The 19,918-nt window shown below is 71.2% G+C and carries 16 protein-coding genes; 11 read left to right on the top strand and 5 right to left on the bottom strand.

Annotation, left to right across the window (positions count from 1 at the left end):
• Positions 1-4: 4 nt before the first annotated feature.
• The 8 genes from AB0J08_RS15585 (at position 5) to AB0J08_RS15550 (ending at position 9,317) form a co-directional block, all read left to right on the top strand.
• Positions 5-919, top strand: a complete 915-nt coding sequence (locus AB0J08_RS15585) for an ABC transporter permease (RefSeq protein WP_360633059.1) — start codon at positions 5-7, stop codon at positions 917-919.
• Between the two features lie 15 nt (positions 920-934).
• Complete coding sequence (locus AB0J08_RS15580; protein ID WP_360632997.1) at positions 935-1,984, top strand: ABC transporter ATP-binding protein; 1,050 nt, start codon at positions 935-937, stop codon at positions 1,982-1,984.
• Complete coding sequence (locus AB0J08_RS15575) at positions 1,977-3,107, top strand: dipeptide ABC transporter ATP-binding protein (protein WP_360632994.1); 1,131 nt, start codon at positions 1,977-1,979, stop codon at positions 3,105-3,107. Before AB0J08_RS15580 ends, AB0J08_RS15575 begins: the two co-directional genes overlap by 8 nt.
• A gap of 412 nt (positions 3,108-3,519) precedes the next feature.
• On the top strand, positions 3,520-5,166 hold the full coding sequence (locus AB0J08_RS15570; protein ID WP_360632991.1) for an ABC transporter substrate-binding protein: 1,647 nt from the start codon (positions 3,520-3,522) through the stop codon (positions 5,164-5,166).
• Between the two features lie 93 nt (positions 5,167-5,259).
• Complete coding sequence (locus AB0J08_RS15565) at positions 5,260-6,204, top strand: ABC transporter permease (RefSeq protein WP_360632988.1); 945 nt, start codon at positions 5,260-5,262, stop codon at positions 6,202-6,204.
• Positions 6,197-7,180: an ABC transporter permease gene (locus AB0J08_RS15560; RefSeq protein WP_360632985.1), complete on the top strand. Its 984-nt coding sequence runs from the start codon at positions 6,197-6,199 to the stop codon at positions 7,178-7,180. The genes AB0J08_RS15565 and AB0J08_RS15560 overlap by 8 nt, the downstream gene beginning before the upstream one ends.
• A gap of 15 nt (positions 7,181-7,195) precedes the next feature.
• Positions 7,196-8,305, top strand: a complete 1,110-nt coding sequence (locus AB0J08_RS15555; protein WP_360632982.1) for an ABC transporter ATP-binding protein — start codon at positions 7,196-7,198, stop codon at positions 8,303-8,305.
• Positions 8,298-9,317, top strand: a complete 1,020-nt coding sequence (locus AB0J08_RS15550) for a dipeptide ABC transporter ATP-binding protein (RefSeq protein ID WP_360632979.1) — start codon at positions 8,298-8,300, stop codon at positions 9,315-9,317. Before AB0J08_RS15555 ends, AB0J08_RS15550 begins: the two co-directional genes overlap by 8 nt.
• Positions 9,318-9,391: 74 nt before the next feature.
• On the opposite strand, the gene AB0J08_RS15545 is transcribed toward AB0J08_RS15550, so the two are convergent.
• The 5 genes from AB0J08_RS15545 to AB0J08_RS15525 all read right to left on the bottom strand — a co-directional run bounded on the left by AB0J08_RS15545 (position 9,392) and on the right by AB0J08_RS15525 (position 15,428).
• Complete coding sequence (locus AB0J08_RS15545; protein ID WP_360632976.1) at positions 9,392-11,101, bottom strand: ABC transporter family substrate-binding protein; 1,710 nt, start codon at positions 11,099-11,101, stop codon at positions 9,392-9,394.
• A gap of 198 nt (positions 11,102-11,299) precedes the next feature.
• Positions 11,300-13,606 (bottom strand): peptidoglycan binding domain-containing protein, encoded by a 2,307-nt coding sequence (locus AB0J08_RS15540; RefSeq protein ID WP_360632973.1) that lies wholly within the window; start codon positions 13,604-13,606, stop codon positions 11,300-11,302.
• Positions 13,607-13,844: 238 nt separating this feature from the next.
• Complete coding sequence (locus AB0J08_RS15535) at positions 13,845-14,306, bottom strand: DUF6113 family protein (protein ID WP_360632970.1); 462 nt, start codon at positions 14,304-14,306, stop codon at positions 13,845-13,847.
• A complete protein-coding gene (mshB, locus tag AB0J08_RS15530; protein ID WP_360632968.1) occupies positions 14,303-15,202 on the bottom strand; it encodes an N-acetyl-1-D-myo-inositol-2-amino-2-deoxy-alpha-D-glucopyranoside deacetylase in 900 nt (299 codons plus the stop codon). Before mshB ends, AB0J08_RS15535 begins: the two co-directional genes overlap by 4 nt.
• Before the next feature lie 31 nt (positions 15,203-15,233).
• Positions 15,234-15,428 carry a DUF2304 family protein gene (locus tag AB0J08_RS15525; RefSeq protein WP_030307746.1) on the bottom strand — a complete coding sequence of 65 codons (195 nt, stop codon included), beginning with the start codon at positions 15,426-15,428 and terminating at the stop codon, positions 15,234-15,236.
• A 315-nt stretch (positions 15,429-15,743) separates the two neighbouring features.
• Between AB0J08_RS15525 and AB0J08_RS15520 the strand changes: the two genes are divergently transcribed.
• From AB0J08_RS15520 to AB0J08_RS15510, 3 genes are all read left to right on the top strand, one after another.
• Complete coding sequence (locus tag AB0J08_RS15520) at positions 15,744-17,933, top strand: prolyl oligopeptidase family serine peptidase (protein WP_360632965.1); 2,190 nt, start codon at positions 15,744-15,746, stop codon at positions 17,931-17,933.
• 304 nt (positions 17,934-18,237) lie between these two features.
• A complete protein-coding gene (locus AB0J08_RS15515) occupies positions 18,238-19,194 on the top strand; it encodes an ABC transporter ATP-binding protein (protein ID WP_360632962.1) in 957 nt (318 codons plus the stop codon).
• Entirely contained in the window at positions 19,191-19,913 is a 723-nt protein-coding gene (locus tag AB0J08_RS15510; RefSeq protein WP_360632959.1) for an ABC transporter permease, read from the top strand. Before AB0J08_RS15515 ends, AB0J08_RS15510 begins: the two co-directional genes overlap by 4 nt.
• The last annotated feature ends 5 nt before the right edge of the window (positions 19,914-19,918 follow it).

The following is a 19,918-nucleotide window of genomic DNA, read 5'->3' as shown; positions in this document are numbered from 1 at the left end:
GGGCATGGCGGTCGAGCAGGAGACCCTGGTCGAGGGCGATCCGGCCAAGCGGGAAGAGGCCCGCAGCCTCTGGGGCGACGCCTGGCGGGACCTCCGGCGCCGGCCGATCTTCCTGATCTCGGCGCTGCTGATCGTGCTGCTGATCGTGATGGCGATCTTCCCCTGGGCGTTCACCGACGCCAATCCGCGCAAGGCCGACCTGGTCAACGACTTCCTCAAGCGCCCGGACTGGACGGACTTCTTCGGCGCCGGCTGGTTCGGCTACGACGGCCAGGGCCGGTCCATCTACGCCCGGGTGATCTACGGGGCGCGGGCGTCGATCACCGTCGGCATCTTCGTGACCCTGGGGGTCACCCTGCTCGGCGGGCTGACCGGCATGGTCGCCGGGTACTTCGGCGGAGCGGTGGACGCCGTGATCTCCCGCGTCGTCGACATCTTCTTCGGCATCCCGTTGCTGCTCGGCGCGCTGGTCCTGCTGGGCGCCTTCTCCGCCCGCACGGTGTGGAGCGTGGTCATCGCCCTCGCGGTGCTCGGCTGGACGCAGATCGCGCGCGTCATGCGCGGCGCCGTGCTGACCGTCAAGCAGTCCGACTACGTGGTGGCCGGGCGCGCGCTCGGCGCGGGCACCGGGCGGTTGATGTTCCGGCACATCCTGCCGAACGCGCTCGCCCCGGTGATCGTCGTCGCCACCATCGCGCTGGGCGGCTACATCGCGACCGAGGCCACGCTGAGCTTCCTCGGCATCGGCCTGCAGGATCCGACCATCTCCTGGGGCATCGACATCGCCTCCGCCCAGAAGGTCATCCGGACGGCCCCGTACGTGCTGTTCTTCCCGGCCGCGGCACTCTCGATCACCGTGCTGGCCTTCATCATGCTGGGTGACGCGGTGCGCGACGCCCTCGACCCGAAGCTTCGCTGAGCGAGGGGACTCATCGTGACCACAGCTGTCGAAACCGGCAAGCCGAAGCGGGAGGGGCCCTACGAGGGGCCACTGCTGGACGTCCGGGACCTGCACGTCGAGTTCGTCACCCGGGACGGCGTGGCGAAGGCGGTCAACGGGGTCAACTACAGCGTCCGGGCCGGGGAGACCCTGGCGGTGCTGGGGGAGTCCGGTTCGGGCAAGTCGGTGACCGCGCAGGCGATCATGGGCATCCTGGACATGCCCCCGGCCCGCATCCCCCAGGGGGAGATCCGCTTCCGGGGCCAGGACATGCTGACGATGGGCAAGGAGGAGCGGCGCAGGATCCGGGGCCAGAAGATCGCGATGATCTTCCAGGACGCGCTCTCCTCGCTCAACCCGGTGCTGACCGTGGGCTTCCAGCTCGGGGAGATGTTCCGGGCCCACCACGGCACGTCACGCAAGGAGGCCAAGGCCAAGGCCGTCGAGCTGATGGACCGGGTGCGCATCCCGGCGGCGAAGGACCGGGTCAACGACTATCCGCACCAGTTCTCCGGCGGCATGCGCCAGCGCATCATGATCGCCATGGCACTGGCGCTGGAGCCGGACCTGATCATCGCGGACGAGCCGACCACCGCGCTGGACGTCACCGTCCAGGCCCAGGTGATGGACCTGCTGGCGGAGCTGCAGGCCGAGTTCCACATGGGTCTGATCCTGATCACCCACGACCTCGGCGTGGTCGCCGACGTGGCCGACAAGATCGCCGTGATGTACGCGGGCCGGATCGTCGAGACCGCCCCGGTGCACGAGCTGTACGCGCGACCGGCCCATCCCTACACCCGGGGCCTCCTGGACTCGATCCCGCGGCTGGACCAGAAGGGCCAGGAGCTCTACGCGATCAAGGGACTGCCGCCCAACCTGCTGCGGATCCCCCCGGGTTGCGCGTTCAACCCGCGGTGCCCGCGGGCCCAGGACATCTGCCGGGCCGAGGTGCCGAAGCTGTTCGAGGTCACCGCGGACGACGGAACCGAGCTGGCCGGGCGGGGCAGCGCCTGCTTCTTCTGGAAGGAGACCCTCCATGGCTGACGGGGCCAGCCCGCTCGGGCCGCCGGTGCCGGAGGAGGTGGCGTTCGCGCAGGAGGTGCCGCGCGGCGAGCCGATCCTCGAAGTCCGGGATCTGGTCAAGCACTTCCCGCTGACGAGGGGCGTCGTCTTCAAGAAGCAGGTCGGCGCCGTGAAGGCGGTCGACGGGGTCAGCTTCGACCTGGTGCAGGGCGAGACGCTCGGCATCGTGGGGGAGTCCGGCTGTGGCAAGTCCACGCTGGCCAAGGTGCTGATGAACCTGGAGCCGGCCACCGGCGGATCGGTGCGCTACAAGGGGGAGGAGATCTCCCGGCTCTCCGGCGCGGGGTTGAAGGCGGTGCGCCGCAACATCCAGATGGTGTTCCAGGACCCGTACACCTCGCTCAACCCGCGGATGACGGTCGGCGACATCATCGGCGAGCCGTACGAGATCCACTCCGAGGTGGCGCCGAAGGGCGACCGCCGCAGGGCGGTCCAGGACCTGCTGGACGTGGTCGGGCTGAACCCGGAGTACATCAACCGGTACCCGCACCAGTTCTCCGGGGGGCAGCGTCAGCGCATCGGCATCGCCCGGGGGCTGGCGCTCAAGCCGGAGGTGATCATCTGCGACGAGCCGGTCTCCGCCCTGGACGTCTCCGTCCAGGCGCAGGTGATCAACCTGCTGGAGCAGTTGCAGGGCGAGTTCAACCTCTCGTACATGTTCATCGCGCACGACCTCTCGATCGTGCGGCACATCTCCGACCGGGTCGGCGTGATGTACCTGGGCAGGATGGTCGAGATCGGCTCCGACCTGGAGATCTACGACCACGCGACGCACCCGTACACCCAGGCGCTGCTCTCCGCGGTGCCGGTGCCGGACCCGACCGCGCGCGAGTCGCGGGACCGGATCGTGCTCACCGGGGACGTCCCCTCGCCGGCCAATCCGCCGTCCGGCTGCCGGTTCCGCACCCGCTGCTGGAAGGCGCAGGAGCGGTGCGCGGTGGAGGTCCCGCTGCTGACCGCCCCCGCCTGGCTGGACGGGCTCGCCCGGCACGACTCGGCCTGCCACTTCGCGGCGGAGCGCGGGGGTCAGGGCGACGGAGGGGCCGGCCAGGGCGAGCCGCCGCCGGCGCCGGAATCCAGTTGACACAGTAGTCCCGACCCCGCACCAAGGGCGCGCCCTCCATCCGGAGGGCGCGCCCTTGCGTTGTCCTGCGGAAACGCCGGAATTCCCGGCCCGGAAATGATCATTACGCTCCGTAAAGCATCGGATACCGGCGCTTATTGTTCGGTATTCGGAAACCGGAACACGGCATTCCAGGTGCGATATGCAGGAATTTGGCGACCATTGTCACGACTTGGTCTGAGCATGTAACTGAAAAGAGATGTGACGCGGATTCCGCCGGAGGGGTCGGGTGATCGATAGTTGCTCTGCGCGTATCAGTGGTCACCTCGCCAACTGTGCGGATCGGCCCTGAGATGTCGACCCTCGCCATGCCCGGCACACCGACTGGCGGGGCGCCATTCGTTCGTAAGCCCCTAAACCGAGGAGCAGTTGAATGAGGCTCACCAAGACGATGCGTTGGACCGCGCTGGCGGCCTGCACCGCGCTTGCGATCTCCGCGTGCAGCACCGGCGGCGACAAGAAGTCCTCGGACCAGGCGAGCGGCGGGTCCGGCAAGAAGGGCGGCTCGATCAGCGTCGAGTCGGGTGAGCCCCAGCACGGCCTGGTGCCGCAGAACACGGCAGAGTCCGAGGGTGCCCAGGTCCTCGCGGGGCTCTTCGTCGGCCTGATCGACTACGACAACAAGGACAACTCGCCCAAGCTCCGGGCCGCAGAGTCGATCGAGAGCTCCGACGCGACCACCTGGACGATCAAGCTCAAGGACGGCTACACCTTCCACAACGGTGAGAAGGTCGTCGCGCAGAACTTCGTCGACGCCTGGAACTTCGGGGCGAACCAGGACAACGCGAACGAGGGCCTGCCGTTCTTCGACAAGATCCTCGGCTCCGACGAGCTGGCCCCGGGCAAGGACAAGAAGCCCGCCACGGACAAGCTCAAGGGCCTCAAGGTCGTCGACGACAAGACCTTCACGGTGACGCTCAAGGCGCCGTTCTCCCAGTTCAAGACCATGCTCGGCTACACCGCGTTCTACCCGCTGCCGAAGGCGTTCTTCGCCGATCCGAAGGCCTTCGAGGACGCGCCGATCGGAAACGGCCCGTTCCAGATGGACGGCAAGTGGGAGCACAACAAGCAGATCAAGGTGAAGCGGTACGAGAACTTCCCGGCGGCCGACGGAAAGGCCAAGCTGGATTCCGTCACCTTCAAGATTTACGACAAGCTGGAGACCTCGTACAACGACCTGCGCGCGGGCAACATCCAGATCACCAACAAGCTCCCGGTCTCGGCGATGTCGAGCGTCGCCCAGGAGTTCGGTGACCGCTACATCTACAAGCCGGAATCCGGGGTCGGTTACCTCGGATTCCCGATCTCGACCAATCCGGCGTTCGCGAAGCCGGACATCCGCAAGGCGATCTCGATGGCGATCGACCGGGAATCGATCACGAAGACCATCTTCTCGGGCACCCGCGTCCCGGCCGACGACTTCATCAGCCCGATCATTCCCGGGTACCGCAAGGGCGCCATGGGCGACGTCGCCAAGTACGATCCGAAGAAGGCCAAGGAGCTCTTCACCCAGGCCGGCGGCCTGCCCGGCAACACGCTGGAGATCGGCTACAACGCGGACGGCGGCCACAAGGAGTGGATCGAGGCCGTCGGCAACCAGCTGAAGAACAACCTCGGCGTCGAGGTCACCTTCAAGCCGTTCGAGAAGTTCGGCGCGATCCTCACCGCGCTGGGCGACCACAAGTACTCCGGCGCCTTCCGGATGGCCTGGCAGATGGACTACCCGTCGATCGAGAACTACCTGCGGCCGATCTTCTCCAAGATCGCGATCGACAACGGCTCCAACTACGGCGGCTACGTCAACGAGGACTTCGAGGCGCTGCTGGCGAAGGCCGACAGTGCGACGACCGACGCCGAGGGCATCAAGCTCTACCAGCAGGCCGACGACATCCTGATCAAGGAACTGCCGTACATCCCGGTCTACACGTACATGACCTCCGGCGCCTACACCAAGGCCGTGAAGAACGTCGTCATCGACGCCCAGAACCGCATCGACCTCGCCGACGTAGAACTGGCCTGACCGCGTCCCAGCTGACCGGCACGAGCTGACGGGCGGCGCGGGCAACCCCCGTGCCGCCCGGCACGGGCGTGCCCCGAACCACGAGGAGGCCGCATGGGCCGCTATGTGGTCCGCCGGATCATCCAGGCCATACCTGTGATCCTCGGCGCGACGTTCCTGATCTACGCACTGGTCTTCCTGCTGCCTGGCGACCCCATCACGGCACTGGCCGGTGAGAAGCGGCAGGACCCCGCCGTGGTAGCGGTCCTGCGGGACCGCTACCACCTGGACGACCCCTTCTTCATCCAGTACTGGGACTACCTGGTCGGCCTGTTCAAGGGCGACTTCGGCGAGGACTACCGCGGCAACCAGGTCGTGGACGTCATGAAGACGGCCTTCCCGTACACCATCAACCTGGCGGTGACCGCGCTGGTCATCGAGATGGTGGTGGGTGTCGCCGCAGGTGTGGTCGCCGCCCTGCGGCGCGGCAGGTTCATCGACAACGTGGTGCTGATCTCGACCCTGATGGTCATCTCGATCCCGGTCTTCGTGATCGGCTTCGTGCTGCAGCTGGTCATCGGGGTGAAGCTCAACACCGACTACGGCATCGACTTCTTCCCGGTGTCGTTCAACGAGGACGCCGGCTTCCGGTCCTATCTGCTGCCGGCCTACGTCCTCGCCTCGACCTCGCTGGCGTACATCGCCCGGCTCACCCGGACCAGCCTGATCGAGGTGATGCGGGCGGACTACGTCCGGACGGCGGTCGCCAAGGGGCTGAGCCCGCTGCGGGTGGTCGTCCGGCACGGCCTGCGCAACGCGCTGATCCCGATCATCACCTTCCTGGGCATGGACCTCGGCGGGCTGATGGGCGGCGCGGTCATCACGGAGGGCATCTTCAACATCCCCGGGGTCGGACACCAGCTCTTCCAGTCCGTCTACCTGCGGGAACGCACCATCGTGGTGGGCATCGTGAGTGCCCTGGTGCTCGTCTACCTGTTCGCCAACCTGGTGGTCGACCTGCTGTACGCCGTCCTGGACCCGAGGATCCGCTATGAGTGAGCCGACGAAGAGCGAGAACGCGAAGGTGGCGATCCCCGGGCAGCCCGGCTCCGGATCGGCCGCGAGCGGGCCGGCCGCCGAGGCCGCGACGCTCACCAAGGGCGGTAGGGCCGGCGGCGAGCGGGTGGCCAGCCTCTGGACCGACGCCTGGTACGACCTGCGGCGCAACCCGCTGTTCCTGATCGGCGGGTTCCTGGCGCTGTTCATGGTGGCGCTCGCCGTCGCCCCGCACCTGTTCACCGAGGGGGACCCGACCTCGGCGGGCTTCTGCAACCTGTCCGACTCGCTGAAGCGGCCCAGCGCCGACCACTGGTTCGGCTTCGACGTCCAGGGCTGCGACATCTACACCCGCACCGTCTGGGGCGCCCGCAACTCCATCATCGTGGGCATCCTGACCACCTCGCTGGTGGTCGCCGTCGGCGGTGCGCTGGGCCTCTGGGCCGGCTGGACCGGCGGGCTCTGGGACAGCCTGCTCTCCCGGATGACCGAGATCTTCTTCGCCATCCCGCTGCTGCTCGGCGGCATGCTGATCATGTCGACCTGGGGCAAGGGCAACGCCTGGACGGTCTCCGCGGTGATGGCCGTCCTCGGCTGGCCGCAGATCTACCGGCTGATGCGTTCGGCGGTGCTCGCCAACAAGCACAACGACTACGTGGTCGCGGCCAAGGCGCTCGGCGCCGGCACCGGACGGATCGTCTCCCGGCACATCCTGCCGAACGCGGTCGCCCCGGTGATCGTGGTCTCGACCATCAACCTGGGCGTCTACATCGGTGCAGAGGCCGCGCTCTCGTACCTCGGCATCGGCATCCAGTCCCCGGCGATCTCCTGGGGTCTGATGATCAGCGACGCGCAGTCCCGCTTCCTGACCGCGCCCCATGTGCTGCTCTTCCCGGCCGCCGTGCTGAGCATCACCGTGCTGGCGTTCATCATGCTCGGCGACGCGGTGCGCGACGCCCTCGACCCGAAGCTGCGCTGAGGAGGGCCGCGGACGATGAGTGACGCGACAAGGCTGTCGAAGCAGTCGAAGCAGTCGAAGGACGGCGCACCGCGCCGGGACACCGTCGAGTTGATCGGCGCCGGCCGGGAGAACCTGGTGCCCGGGACGCCGCTGCTGGAGGTCGACGACCTGCACATCGAGTTCCACACCCGGGACGGCGTGGCCAAGGCCGTCAACGGCGTGAGCTACTCGGTGTCGGCCGGGGAGACCCTGGCGGTGCTGGGGGAGTCCGGCTCGGGCAAGTCGGTGACCGCGCAGGCGATCATGGGCATCCTGGACATGCCGCCGGGGAAGATCACCGCCGGCTCGATCCGGTTCCGGGGCGAGGACCTGCTCACCATGAGCCCCAAGGCACGGCGGGCGGTGCGCGGCCGGAAGATCGCGATGATCTTCCAGGACGCGCTGTCCTCGCTGAACCCGGTGCTGAGCGTGGGCTACCAGCTCGGCGAGATGTTCCGGGTGCACCAGGGGGCGTCCCGCAAGGAGGCCAAGGAGAAGGCCATCGAGCTGATGGAGCGGGTGCGCATCCCCGCCGCCAGGCAGCGGGTGGGCGACTACCCGCACCAGTTCTCCGGCGGTATGCGCCAGCGCATCATGATCGCCATGGCGCTGGCGCTGGAACCGGACCTGATCATCGCCGACGAGCCCACCACCGCGCTGGACGTCACCGTCCAGGCCCAGGTGATGGACCTGCTGGCGGAGCTGCAGGCCGAATTCAACATGGGTCTGATCCTGATCACCCACGACCTCGGCGTGGTCGCCGACGTCGCGGACAAGATCGCCGTGATGTACGCGGGCCGGATCGTCGAGACCGCCCCGGTGCACGAGCTGTACGCGCGCCCGGCGCACCCGTACACCAAGGGCCTGCTCCGCTCCATCCCCCGGCTGGACCAGAAGGGCCAGAACCTCTACGCCATCCAGGGCCTGCCGCCGAGCCTGCTGCGGATCCCCGAGGGCTGCGCGTTCAACCCGCGCTGCGACCGGGCGGCCGACCGCTGCCGCAGCGAAGCCCCGCGGCTGGTACCGGTGCTGGCCGCCGACGGGGCCGACCTGCCCGGCCGGCGCAGCGCCTGCCACTTCTGGAAGGAGACCCTCCATGGCTGAGCCCATCCTGGAGGTCAGGGACCTGGTCAAGTACTACCCGCTGACCCAGGGCATCGTCCTCAAGAAGCAGGTCGGCGCGGTGAAGGCGGTCGACGGCATCTCCTTCGACCTGCGCAAGGGGGAGACGCTGGGGATCGTCGGCGAGTCCGGCTGTGGCAAGTCCACGCTGGCCAAGGTGCTGATGAACCTGGAGCGGGCCACCTCCGGCCAGGTGCTGTTCAAGGGCGAGGACATCACCCGGCTCTCCGGCGCGGGGTTGAAGGCGGTGCGCCGCAACATCCAGATGGTGTTCCAGGACCCGTACACCTCGCTCAACCCGCGGATGACGGTCGGCGACATCATCGGCGAGCCCTTCGAGATCCACCCCGAGGTGGCTCCCAAGGGCGACCGTCGCAAGGCCGTCCAGGACCTCCTGGACGTCGTCGGCCTGAACCCGGAGTACATCAACCGGTACCCGCACCAGTTCTCCGGCGGTCAGCGCCAGCGCATCGGCATCGCCCGCGGCCTCGCGCTCAAGCCGGAGCTGATCATCTGCGACGAGCCGGTCTCCGCCCTGGACGTCTCCGTCCAGGCGCAGGTGATCAACCTGCTGGAGCAGCTGCAGAGCGACTTCGAGCTCTCGTACATGTTCATCGCGCACGACCTCTCGATCGTGCGGCACATCTCCGACCGGGTCGGCGTGATGTACCTCGGCAAGATGGTCGAGATCGGGACGGAGGACGAGATCTACTCGCACCCGACCCATCCGTACACCCAGGCGCTGCTCTCCGCGGTGCCGGTGCCGGACCCGACCGGCCGGGAGCACCGCGAACGCATCCTGCTCAGCGGTGACCTGCCGTCGCCGGCCAACCCGCCGTCCGGCTGCCGGTTCCGCACCCGCTGCTGGAAGGCGCAGGAGCGCTGCTCCACCGAGGTCCCGCTGCTGGCGGTGCCCGGCACGCTGAGCGGCGCGGCCGCCCACGAGTCGGCCTGCCACTTCGCCGAGGTCCGGGACGTGATCGGCGCGGGCTGACCGCGCGGCGGGCCGGGCCCCGGGGTCGAGGCGACCCCGGGGCCCGGCGCGTCACAACGGCCCTGCCGGGCCGGTCACTTCTGGAAGGCGACGTTCTCCCAGACGATGTCGGAGAGGCCCTGGGCGCCGATGTTGGCCAGGTCGGCGCGGGCGCCGTACAGCTGCGGGCGCTGGTAGAGCGGCAGCACCCCGGCGACCTTCCACAGCTCGCCGTCGGCCTGGTTGATGGCCTCGAAGGCGGTGGCGGCGTCGGTCGCGGCGGCGGCCCGGTCGAGCGCGGCGTCGGCGGCCGCACTGCCGGCCTGGGAGTGGTTGGTGCCGCCGTTCTGGACGAAGTTGGCCCGGTTGCCGCTGGCCGGGAAGGGCGTGCCGAGCAGCGAGTACGCCGCGATGTCGAAGTCGTGCCGGTTGACGTACTTGTCGAAGAACTCGTTGGCGGCGGCGGTCACGGTGGTGACCTTGACCCCGACGTCCTTGAGCATCCGGGTGGTGACCGCGGCCTCGGTCTGGGCCTGGGTGACGCCGGACGGGATGACCATCCGCAGGTTCAGCTCCCGGCCGTCCTTGGTGCGGACGTCGCCGTCGAGCTTCCAGCCGGCCGCCTCCAGCTTGCGCACGGCGTCGGCCGGGTCGTAGCGGCTGAGACCGAGGGAGTTGTCCCGGTAGGCGTTCTGGTTGGCCACCAGCAGGTGGTTGTTGAGGGTCACGGTGGGCCAGTCCAGACCGTTGAGGTCGGAGCGGGTGATGGCGTCCCGGTTGATCGCCTGGAACAGGGCCTGCCGGACGACCGGGTCGGTCAGCACGGGGCTCCTGCTGTTCAGCGTGAACTGGCGGAAGTCGGGCCCGCCGGCGCGGCGCACGGCGGCGCCCTTGGTGCTCCTGACGAGCTGGTAACCGGCCACGTCCGGGCCGTTGTTGAAGAAGTCGATCTCGCCCTTGGCGAAGGCGGCGGCCATCGTGTTGGGCACCATGGCGCGGAACACGATCCGGTCCAGCAGCGGCTTCTCGCCCCACCAGGCGGGGTCGGCGACGAGGGTGACGGTCTGCGCCGCCCGGTCCAGCTTCTCCACCTTGAACGGGCCCGCGGTGACCGGTATCGCGTCCAGGTACGAGGTGTTGAACAGCTCCGGCGTGGCGATCCGGCTCGCGGGCAGCAGCGGGGCGTTGGCGGCGCCGTTGAACATCGACTGCCACTCGGAGAACGGCCGGTCGAAGGTCATCACGGCCTGGAACTCGTCCTTGCCCTTCTCGACCGAGGCGACCAGCTCGAAGCCGGTGCTGCTGGAGGTCTTGAAGGCCGGGTCCTTCCCGTTCAGCGCACGCCAGTTGGCCTCGATGTCGCGCCAGGTGACCGGCGTCCCGTCGGACCACCTCGCCTTCGGGTTGAGCGTCCAGGTGACGACCTGGTGGCCGTCCCTGAGCTCGGAGCGGGCGTCCTGGAGGTAGGCCGGGTTGATGCTCTGGGTGCCGGCGGCGTCGGAGCGGAAGAAGGTCGGCAGCAGCGGCTTGGTGACGGTGACGGTGGAGGCCTCGCTGCCGTCGGTGTGGATCGGCGACCACTGGGTGGAGTACTGCGCGACCGCGACCCGCAGGGTGCCGCCCTGGCGCAGCTCGGCGCGGTCGTGCGGGTTGATGTCGACCGCGGTGAGCTTGGGTGTTTCGAGCGGGGTGGGGAGCGTCAGGGCGCCACCCGTACCGGAGCCGCACGCGCAGAGGGTCAGCGAGAGCGAGACGGCGGTGAGGCCGGCGAGCAGGGCCGTGCGGTGGGGGGTGAGGCGGCCCATGATGCTTCTCCCGGTGCGGAGGTGAGGATGTGACGGGTGGTACGGCGTCACATCTTGCTGACCGGGGGAGTGGGTTGTCGAGGGGTGGGCCCGGATCCGGGCCCACCCCTCGGTCGTTCGGTCACCCTGCGGTGCGCCCGGCGCCGGTGGGTGTGCCCGGGCGGCGGGTGAACGTGCCCGGGCGACGGGTGAAGCCGCTCAGGCGACGGTGAACTTGAAGGTGCGGTCCTTGTCGCCGGTCTTGTCCAGCACCGAGGTGATGGCGTCGGCGACGTCCTGCGGGGTGATCGCGGCGGTCTGGCCGTTCTTCTTGACCTTCACCTTGTCGAACACGCTGCCCAGCTGGCCGTTCAGCGCGTCCAGGTCCCACTTGGGAACGATCTTGCCGGCGGCGTCGGGCACCAGGGTGAGCGTCTTGGGCGCGGTCTTCGGGCCGAAGTCCCAGGTCTTCGCGCCGGCCACGATGTGGATCTTGCCGTTGACCGCGGACTTGCCGAGGCTGTCCGCGGCGGCCTGCAGGGCCTGCGGCGAGACCTTGGGCTGGGCGGCCGTCACGGTGAGGGCGACGGGCTGCTCGGCCTTGCCCGCGGCGCGGTCCCGGTAGGCCTGCTCGACCTGGTCGACGGCGGACGCGGCGTCGACCGCCTGGCCGGCCTTGCCGGGCACCACGACGGGCTCGCCGGAGTCGCCGAACCTGACGTAGCCCTCCTGGAGGCCCTGCCCCGAACCGGTGGCCAGTGCCTCCAGGGCGGCCTTGAGCTTGGCCCGGTCCACCTTGACCTCCGGCGGCACGGCCTTCTCGTCGCCCTTCAGCGAGGTGATCACGTCCACCGGGCTGTACGAGTGCTGGGTGAGCCGGTCCACGGTGGCCGTGGTGTCGAAGCTCAGCCCGGCGACGGTCGGGTCGAGGTCCAGCGCCTGGTCGCCGATCTTCAGCTTGACCGGCTGCTGGCCGGCCTTGCCGACCGACTCGTCGAGCTGGTGGATCGCCTGGTCGCGGTTGCTGCCGCCGATGTCCGTGCCGAGCACCACGGTGCCCTTGGGGACGTCGGACTGGTTCAGCATCAGGCCGGTGCCGTACGCGGCGGCGCCGAGGAAGAGCACCGCGGCGACGCCGTAGACACCGAGCTTGACGAGCTTCTTGCCGGCGCCGCCACGCTTGGCCTTGCCGGTGGCGGCCTTGGGCGCCTTCGGCTCGGCGGGCGCGGACTGCTTCGGGGCGGGCGCCGGAGCCGGCACCGGGCCGGCCGGGGCCTCGGCCTCCGGGCCGCCGGGGTACGGCCGGCCGGGGGCGGCACTGCCGGGCCCCTCCTGCCAGCCGGCGTGCGGGTCGAGCGGGGCCGTCGGCTCGCCCTGGCGGCCGGGGGCGCCGGGGAAGAGGCCGCCGGGAGCGGTGCTGCCGTACGGCTCCGCGCCGGCCGGGGTGCGCTGGGCGGCGAACGGGTCGGCGCCGGCCGGGGCCGAGGCGAACAGGCCGTTCTGCGAGCGGCCGTTCTGCGGGGCGCCGTTCGGCGGCAGGCCCTGCTCGGCCGCGGCGCCGGTGGGCCGGCCGGATATGGCGGCGGGCGGCGGGGTGTTCTCGCGGATCGGCGCGAAGCCGTCGACCGAGGTGTCCTCCGGGTTCGCCGCGTCGGCCGGGCCGCCCACGGGGTGGCCGGGGCCCTGCGGCTGCGGCCGGCCGGCGCCGCGGGCGAAGGGGTCGGCGGCGGGGGCCGTGCCGAACGGGTCCGGCGGGGCGTCCTCGTAGACGCCAGCCTCGTCTGCGGTGGTGTCCGCTCCGGCACCGGCGCCGAACGGGGAGGCGGGCGCGCCGGTCGGGCGCGGTGCGGCGGCCTGTGCCGGCACCGGGCGGCCGTTCGGGCGGGTGGTACCGGGGCCCGGGGCCTGGGCGGGGCGGGCGGCCTTGGGCCGGGCGCCGTTCGGGCGGGCCTCGGCGCCTGCGCTCGGCGCGGGGGCCGGCGCGAACGGGTCGGCGGGCGCGCCCGGAGCGCCGGTCGGGACGGCGGCGGGGGCGGGCTCCGCGGCCGGGCCCTTCTTCTGGCGCGGCCGGAACCACGCACCGGTGGACTCCGACTCGGAGGTGGCGGGCGGGATCTCCCACTCCGGCGGCAGGTTCGGCGGGGTGGCCGTTCTCGCGCCGCCGTCCATCACGCCGAGCACGGGGGAGGCGGGCGCCGCGGAGCGGTGCCGGGGCCCGGCCGGCTCGGGGGCGGCCGGCGGGTTCTCCTCGCCCTGGCCGTCCTCGTTCTTGACGGTGCTGCGGACCACCACGGGCGGGATCGGGCGCGAGCCCGGGATGTTGATCCGGACCCGTGTGGTCAGTGTGGTCTCGGTCTTCGGGGATTCGTCCTCGCCACCCGACGCGGAGCCCGGGGCGGCACCGGCACCCGCGCGGTCGCCGCCGGGGAAGCCCGGTGTGCCGTAGGGCGGGGTGCCCGACGGGTAGGCGTCCGGACCCGTCCGCCGAGGCGTCGGGTGGGCGTTCTCAGATTCGCGGCTGCTCAATGCTGCTCTGCTCCGGGTTCGCGGGCGGGCCGTGCGGCGCGACCGCGGTTCGTGGTCGCCGGGCCTGGCGGGGCGGCGGTCGGGTACGGCGTTCTGCGGCACCACCATACTGGGAAGAACTGACCGGTGAACCGGTTCGGATAGAACCTGATACGTCCGGTTCCTCCGGTATGAGAGTACGGCCGTGTGGTCCTGACTGCGCGTCGTGCGCGGTACCGTACGCGGCCCGTCGGGGTGCTCAGCGCGGCGGGCCGGGCACCCCGGGGAACCAGCTCGTCCGGGTCGGCAGGGTGGCGCAGATCACGCCCAGGACGGAGCCGACGAACAGCCAGGCGAGCGACGTGGCATTGGTCCAGAGCACATTGTCGCCCTCGGGGCGGGGGACCATCACCAGCAGCAGGGCCAGGAACCAGCCGGCCGCCGGCAGTGCCGCGCCGAGCCGGGTACCGGTCACCCGCAGGCCCGCGTAGAAGGTGGCGCCGGTGGCGGCGAGTGCCAACAGGACTCCCACGGGCGGCCACAAGGCCTGCACAAATGCTCCGCAGACCGACACCGCGACGCCCAGCAGGAAGAACAGGACATAGGCCGCGATCCGCCCGATCCGCGGGGGTTGCGGCTCGGCCAGCCGCTCGGCGCGGGTGCCGAGGACGGTCGCCGGGATCGAGCGGCGACGGGCCTGCTGGGTGGCGGGCTCGGTCATCGGGCACTCTCCTCGAAGGTGCTGTCCAGGCCGGCGAAGAGGTCGTCCTCCGGCAGCCGCGGTCCGGCCTGGCCGCGTACCAGCTGGTAGTACTCGGTGGCGACCAGCGGCTGGCCGAGGTCGTTGGAGAGCGTGAACCAGTCGCCGTGCACGGTGATCTGGGTGGCGTGCGCGGCCATCGCGGCCGCCTTGCGGCCGGCGTACGCGGCGCCGTCCAGCACGGTGGTGATCACGGCGTCGTCCACCACGCCGGGGACGTCGCCGGGTTCGGCGACCCCGGGTGACGGCGCCTTGGCGGCGGTCTCGGCCAGCCCCCGCTCGATCACCGAGCGGGGCATCCGATTCCAGTACACCTTGGCGATCCGCCAGGCCGGGCCCAGGTCGGGCCGGTGCGCCGGGTCGGCGGCCAGCTCGGGGGCGCGCATCGCCACCCGGTGTGCCTGGATGTGGTCCGGGTGCCCGTAGCCGCCGTCCTCGTCGTAGGTGACCAGGACCTGCGGCCGCACCTCGCGGACCACCGCGACCAGGTGGTCGGCCGCCTCGTCCACGTCCGCCTGCCAGAAGCAGCCGGGCACGTCGTTGTCGGGGACGCCCATCATCCCGGAGTCCCGGTAGCGGCCAGGGCCGCCGAGGAAGCGGAAATCGGCGACGCCGACCGCGCGCATGGCGTCGGTCAGCTCGCCGATCCGGTGGGGGCCGAGGGCGTCGTCCCGATCCGCCGTCAGGTGGGCCAGCTCCGGCGGGATCACCTCGCCGCCCTCGCCGAGGGTGCACGTCACCAGGGTGACCAGGGCGCCCTCGGCGGCGTACCTGGCCATCGTGGCGCCGTTGCCGATCGACTCGTCGTCGGGGTGGGCGTGCACCAGGAGCAGGCGGCGGCCGGTAGTCGCGGTCATGGGGGGAAGCCTAACGACCGCCCGCGAGGGGTCAGAGCTTCAGGCCATTGATCATTCCGGCGAGGTTGCTGGTGACCTGGCTGATCGACGGCGCGATGGAGCTGGACGCCAGGTAGAAGCCGAGCAGCGCGCAGACGATCGCGTGCGCGAGCTTCAGGCCGGAGCGGCGGATCAGCACCACCACGATGACCAGCATCAGCATGGCTGCGGAGATGGACAAAGCCATGTCGGCTCACACCCCTTCTCGGGTGCGCCACCCCCTCGCGGAGGGCGGCGTCGGGACCGTGCGGGACTTGCGGTCGGGCGACCGGGGCCCGGGACGGGGCCTGGCGATCACTCGTTGAACCAGTCATACCCGATGAGTGAGGGGCGCATTACGTTCAGTGAGTCTGCACACGCCGGGGCATGGTGGCACAAATAGGGCGCATGGGCCGGTCGGAAGGGGTGTGCAGCCCCTTCGGGCGTCCTCGCGGACGATGCTCCGAACGAGTGATCACAATCCACCGGGCGGGGGTGCGGGAACGTCATAGGGTCTGGTGCCATGACCTCCCACACCCCCGCGGACACCTTCCCGCGGCAGTACGCGCGCACCCTGCGCTACACCGTCGGCGCCCCCCGGTCCTTCTCCGTCGCATCCGACGGCTCCCGGGTCGTCTTCCTGCGCTCCCTCCCCCGCCCCTCGCCCGGGGAGACCCCCGCGGGCAGCGACCGGGCCAACCGCCTCTGGACCCTCGACACCGCCACCGGCGAGGAGCGGATCGCCGCCGATCCGGTCACCCTGCTCGGCGGCGGCGAGGAGGACCTCTCCCCGGCCGAGAAGGCCCGTCGCGAGCGCAGCCGCGAGGGCTCGGCCGGCATCGTCGGCTACTCCCTGGACGGCGCCGGCGCGCTGGCCGCCTTCGCCCTCTCCGGCCGGCTCTTCACGGCCGACCTGGCCGCCGGCGGGACCGCCGAGCTGCCGGTCGAGGGCCCGGTGGTCGATCCGCGCCTCGCCCCGGACGGCTCCCACGTCGCGTACGCCAACACCGCCGGCGAGCTGCGGCTGACCCGTACCGACGGCAGTGGCGACCGGGCCCTCGCGCAGCCCGACGGCCCGGGGGTGACGTGGGGCCAGGCCGAGTTCATCGCCCAGGAGGAGATGAGCCGCGACCGCGGCTTCTGGTGGTCGCCGCAGAGCGACCGGCTGCTGGTCGAGCGGGCCGACGACACTCCGGTGCGCCGCTGGTGGATCGCCGACCCGGCCAACCCGGGCACCGAGCCCGCCGAGATCGCCTACCCCGCCGCCGGCACCGCCAACGCCGAGGTCGGGCTCTGGCTGATCGGCCTGGACGGCGGCCGGACGCAGGTCGTCTGGGACGACGAGGCCTTCCCCTACCTGGCCCGGGTGCACTGGTCGACCGGCGGCGTGCCGCTGCTGCTCGTCCAGGCCCGGGACCAGCGCAGCCAGCGGATCCTCGGGGTGGACGTCGCGACCGGCGCCACCGAGGTGCTGGTCGAGGAGCGTGACGACGCCTGGCTGGAGCTCTTCCAGGGCGTCCCGGCCTGGACGCCGGACGGCAAGCTGGTCCGGATCTCCGACGGCGCGGGCGAGGGCGGAGCCCGGGCGCTGGTGATCGGCGACCAGACCGTCACCGGGAGCGACCTGCTGCTGCGCTCGGTGCTGGCGGTGACGGACGAGGAGGTCTTCTTCACCGCCTCCGGCGGCGCGGAGGAGACCGACCCCGAGCCGGGCTGGATCGCGGTCGGCCGGATCAGCCACGACGGCAAGCGGCTCTCCTGGGAGGCCGCGAACGACCGGCCGTTCACCTCGGTCACCACGGCGGTGCACGCGGCCGGCGTCACCGTCCGGGCCACCGCGGAGCCCGACCTGCCGGGGACGCTGGTCCAGGTCGCCCGGGACCTCCCGGAGGGCGTGGTGGTCGATGTCGTCGCCACCGTCGCGTCCTACGCCGAGACCCCGGTCCTCACCGCGCGCCCGGTCTTCCGGTTCGCCGGCGAGCGCCGCATCCCCGCCGCCGTCTTCCTGCCCACCGGCTACGACCGCGAGCGGGACGGCCTGCTGCCCGTCCTGATGGACCCGTACGGCGGCCCGCACGGGCAGCGCGTCGTCCAGGCGCACAACCCGCACCTCAACTCGCAGTGGTTCGCCGACCAGGGCTTCGCGGTGGTCGTCGCCGACGGGCGCGGCACCCCCGGGCGCGGGCCGCACTGGGAGAAGTCGATCGCCTTCGACTTCGCCGGCGCCACCCTGGACGACCAGGTGGACGCGGTCCAGGCGCTCGCCGAGGAGTTCCCGCTGGACCTCGGCCGGGTCGCCATCCGCGGCTGGTCGTACGGCGGCTACCTCGCGGCGCTCGCCGTGCTGCGCCGTCCGGACGTCTTCCACGCGGCCGTGGCCGGCGCCCCGGTGACCGACTGGGAGCTGTACGACACCCACTACACCGAGCGCTACCTGGGCGACCCCGCCGAGCGGCCCGAGGTCTACGCGGCCAACTCGCTGACCGGTCACGCGGCCGGGCTGGAGCGCCCGCTGATGATCATCCACGGTCTGGCGGACGACAACGTGGTGGCCGCGCACACCCTGCGGCTTTCCTCGGCGCTGCTCGCGGCCGGCCGGCCGCACACCGTGCTGCCGCTCTCGGGCGTGACGCACATGACGCCGCAGGAGGAGGTCGCGGAGAACCTGCTGCTGCTCCAGGTCGACTTCGTGAAGAAGTCGCTCGGGATCTGAGCCGCCCCGGGCCGACGCGGGCGAGGAGGGGGAGCGGGTCGTGGGCCCGTGCGGCCGCTCCCCCCGGTGCCGCGGGTGCCCGTACGGGTCGATCCGTCCGGCCGCTGCCGGGGACGGTGGCACGCGCCTCCGACGATCGCCCGTGACCTGCGGCTTCGGCGGCCGGTACCCGTGCTCCGGGTACCGGCCGCCGGCATGACATCCGTCATGCCGAAGGCACGACGGCGGGCACTGCCGCCGTACCCGTCCGGCGCGGGACTCTGAGCTGGTGCGAACGACACCAGCAGGGGAGAGGACCGGGACGATGGGTACGGAGGTGGCCGCCTTCCGGGGCGTCGGCAAGAGCTACGGACGGGTGCGGGCCGTGGACGGCCTCGACCTCGTGCTGCGGCAGGGCGAGACCGTCGCCCTGCTCGGCCCGAACGGAGCCGGCAAGTCCAGCACCCTGGACCTGCTGCTCGGTCTGCGCGAGCCGGACCACGGCAGCGTCACACTGTTCGGCGGCGCCCCGCGCGCCGCGATCGCGGCCGGCCGGGTCGGCGCGATGCTGCAGAGCGGCGGCCTGATGGCCGACGTCAAGGTCCGCGAGCTGGTCGGGCTGGCCTGCGACGTCCACCCGCGCGGCCGGGCCGTGCGGGAGGTGCTCGCCGACGCCGGGGTCACCGACCTGGCCGAGCGCCGGGTCGACAAGCTCTCCGGCGGCCAGGAGCAGCGGGTGCGCTTCGCCCTGGCGATCGCCGGGGCCAACGACCTGATCGTGCTGGACGAGCCCACCACCGGCATGGACGTCTCCGTACGCCAGTCGTTCTGGGCGAGCATGCGGGCGCAGGCCGACGCCGGGCGCACGGTGCTGTTCGCCACCCACTACCTGGAGGAGGCGGACTCGGTCGCCGACCGCGTCCTGGTGCTGCACCGGGGCCGGCTGATCGCCGACGGCTCGTCCGCCGAGATCAAGGCGAAGGCCGGGGCCCGCCGGATCACCTTCGAACTGCACGACGCGGATGGCCCCTTCGACGAGTCGGCGCTGCGCGGCCTGCCGGGGGTACTGGCCCTGGACGTCAGCGCCCGGGTACCGGGGGTGCGGACGGTCCGGATCCGGACGGCGGACGCCGACGCGGGCGTCGCCGGCCTCTACCGGGCGGGCCTGTACCCGCGCGGCCTGGAAGTCACCGGCCTGGGCCTGGAGCAGGCCTTCCTGACCATCACCGGCGAGCAGGACGCCGCCGACACCACCGAGTCCGCGACGGAGGCCGCGCGATGACCACCCTGATCCGCCTGGAGATCATGCGCACCCTGCGCAACAAGCGGTACCTGCTCTTCACCGTGCTCTACCCGGCGCTGATGTACTTCTTCTTCATCAACGCCTACGGCACCGACCAGCTGGCCGGCGGCCTGCCGGTGAAGACCTACTTCATGGTCTCGATGGCCACCTTCGGTGCGGTCGGCGCGGTGCTCACCGGCAGCGCGCAGCGGATCTCCCTGGAACGCAAGAGCGGCTGGGTGCGCCAGCTACGGCTGACGGCGCTGCCCGGCCGGGCGTACACCGTCGCCAAGATCGCCGCCAGTTCGGTCACCACGCTGCCCGCGATCCTGGTGGTCTTCGCGGTCGGTGCCACCCAGGGCGTGCGGCTGGGAGCCGCGCAGTGGCTCGGTCTGGCGGCCGCGCTCTGGCTGGGCAGCTTCGTCTTCGCCGCGCTCGGGGTGGCGCTCGGTTACGCGGCGGCGCCGGACTCGGTGCAGACCATCGTGATGATCACCTACATGGTGATGGCGCTGTTCGGCGGGACGTGGTTCCCGGTGACCGGCACGCTGCGGACGGTCGCACGGGTCGACCCCGTCTACCTGTACAACGAGTTGGCCACCTTCACGCAGCCCGGGCACGCGCTGGACCTCGGCGCGGTGGCCGGTCTGGCCGGCTTCCTGGTGGTCTTCGTCGCGGCCGCGGCCGCGCTGTACCGGCGGGACACCCGGCAGGCATGATGACC

This window comes from Kitasatospora sp. NPDC050463 (assembly GCF_040655255.1).
In the GTDB taxonomy this organism is placed as follows: Bacteria; Actinomycetota; Actinomycetes; order Streptomycetales; family Streptomycetaceae; genus Kitasatospora.
The sequence above is the reverse complement of the archived record's forward strand: the minus strand, read 5'-3'. Positions and strand labels throughout refer to the sequence as shown.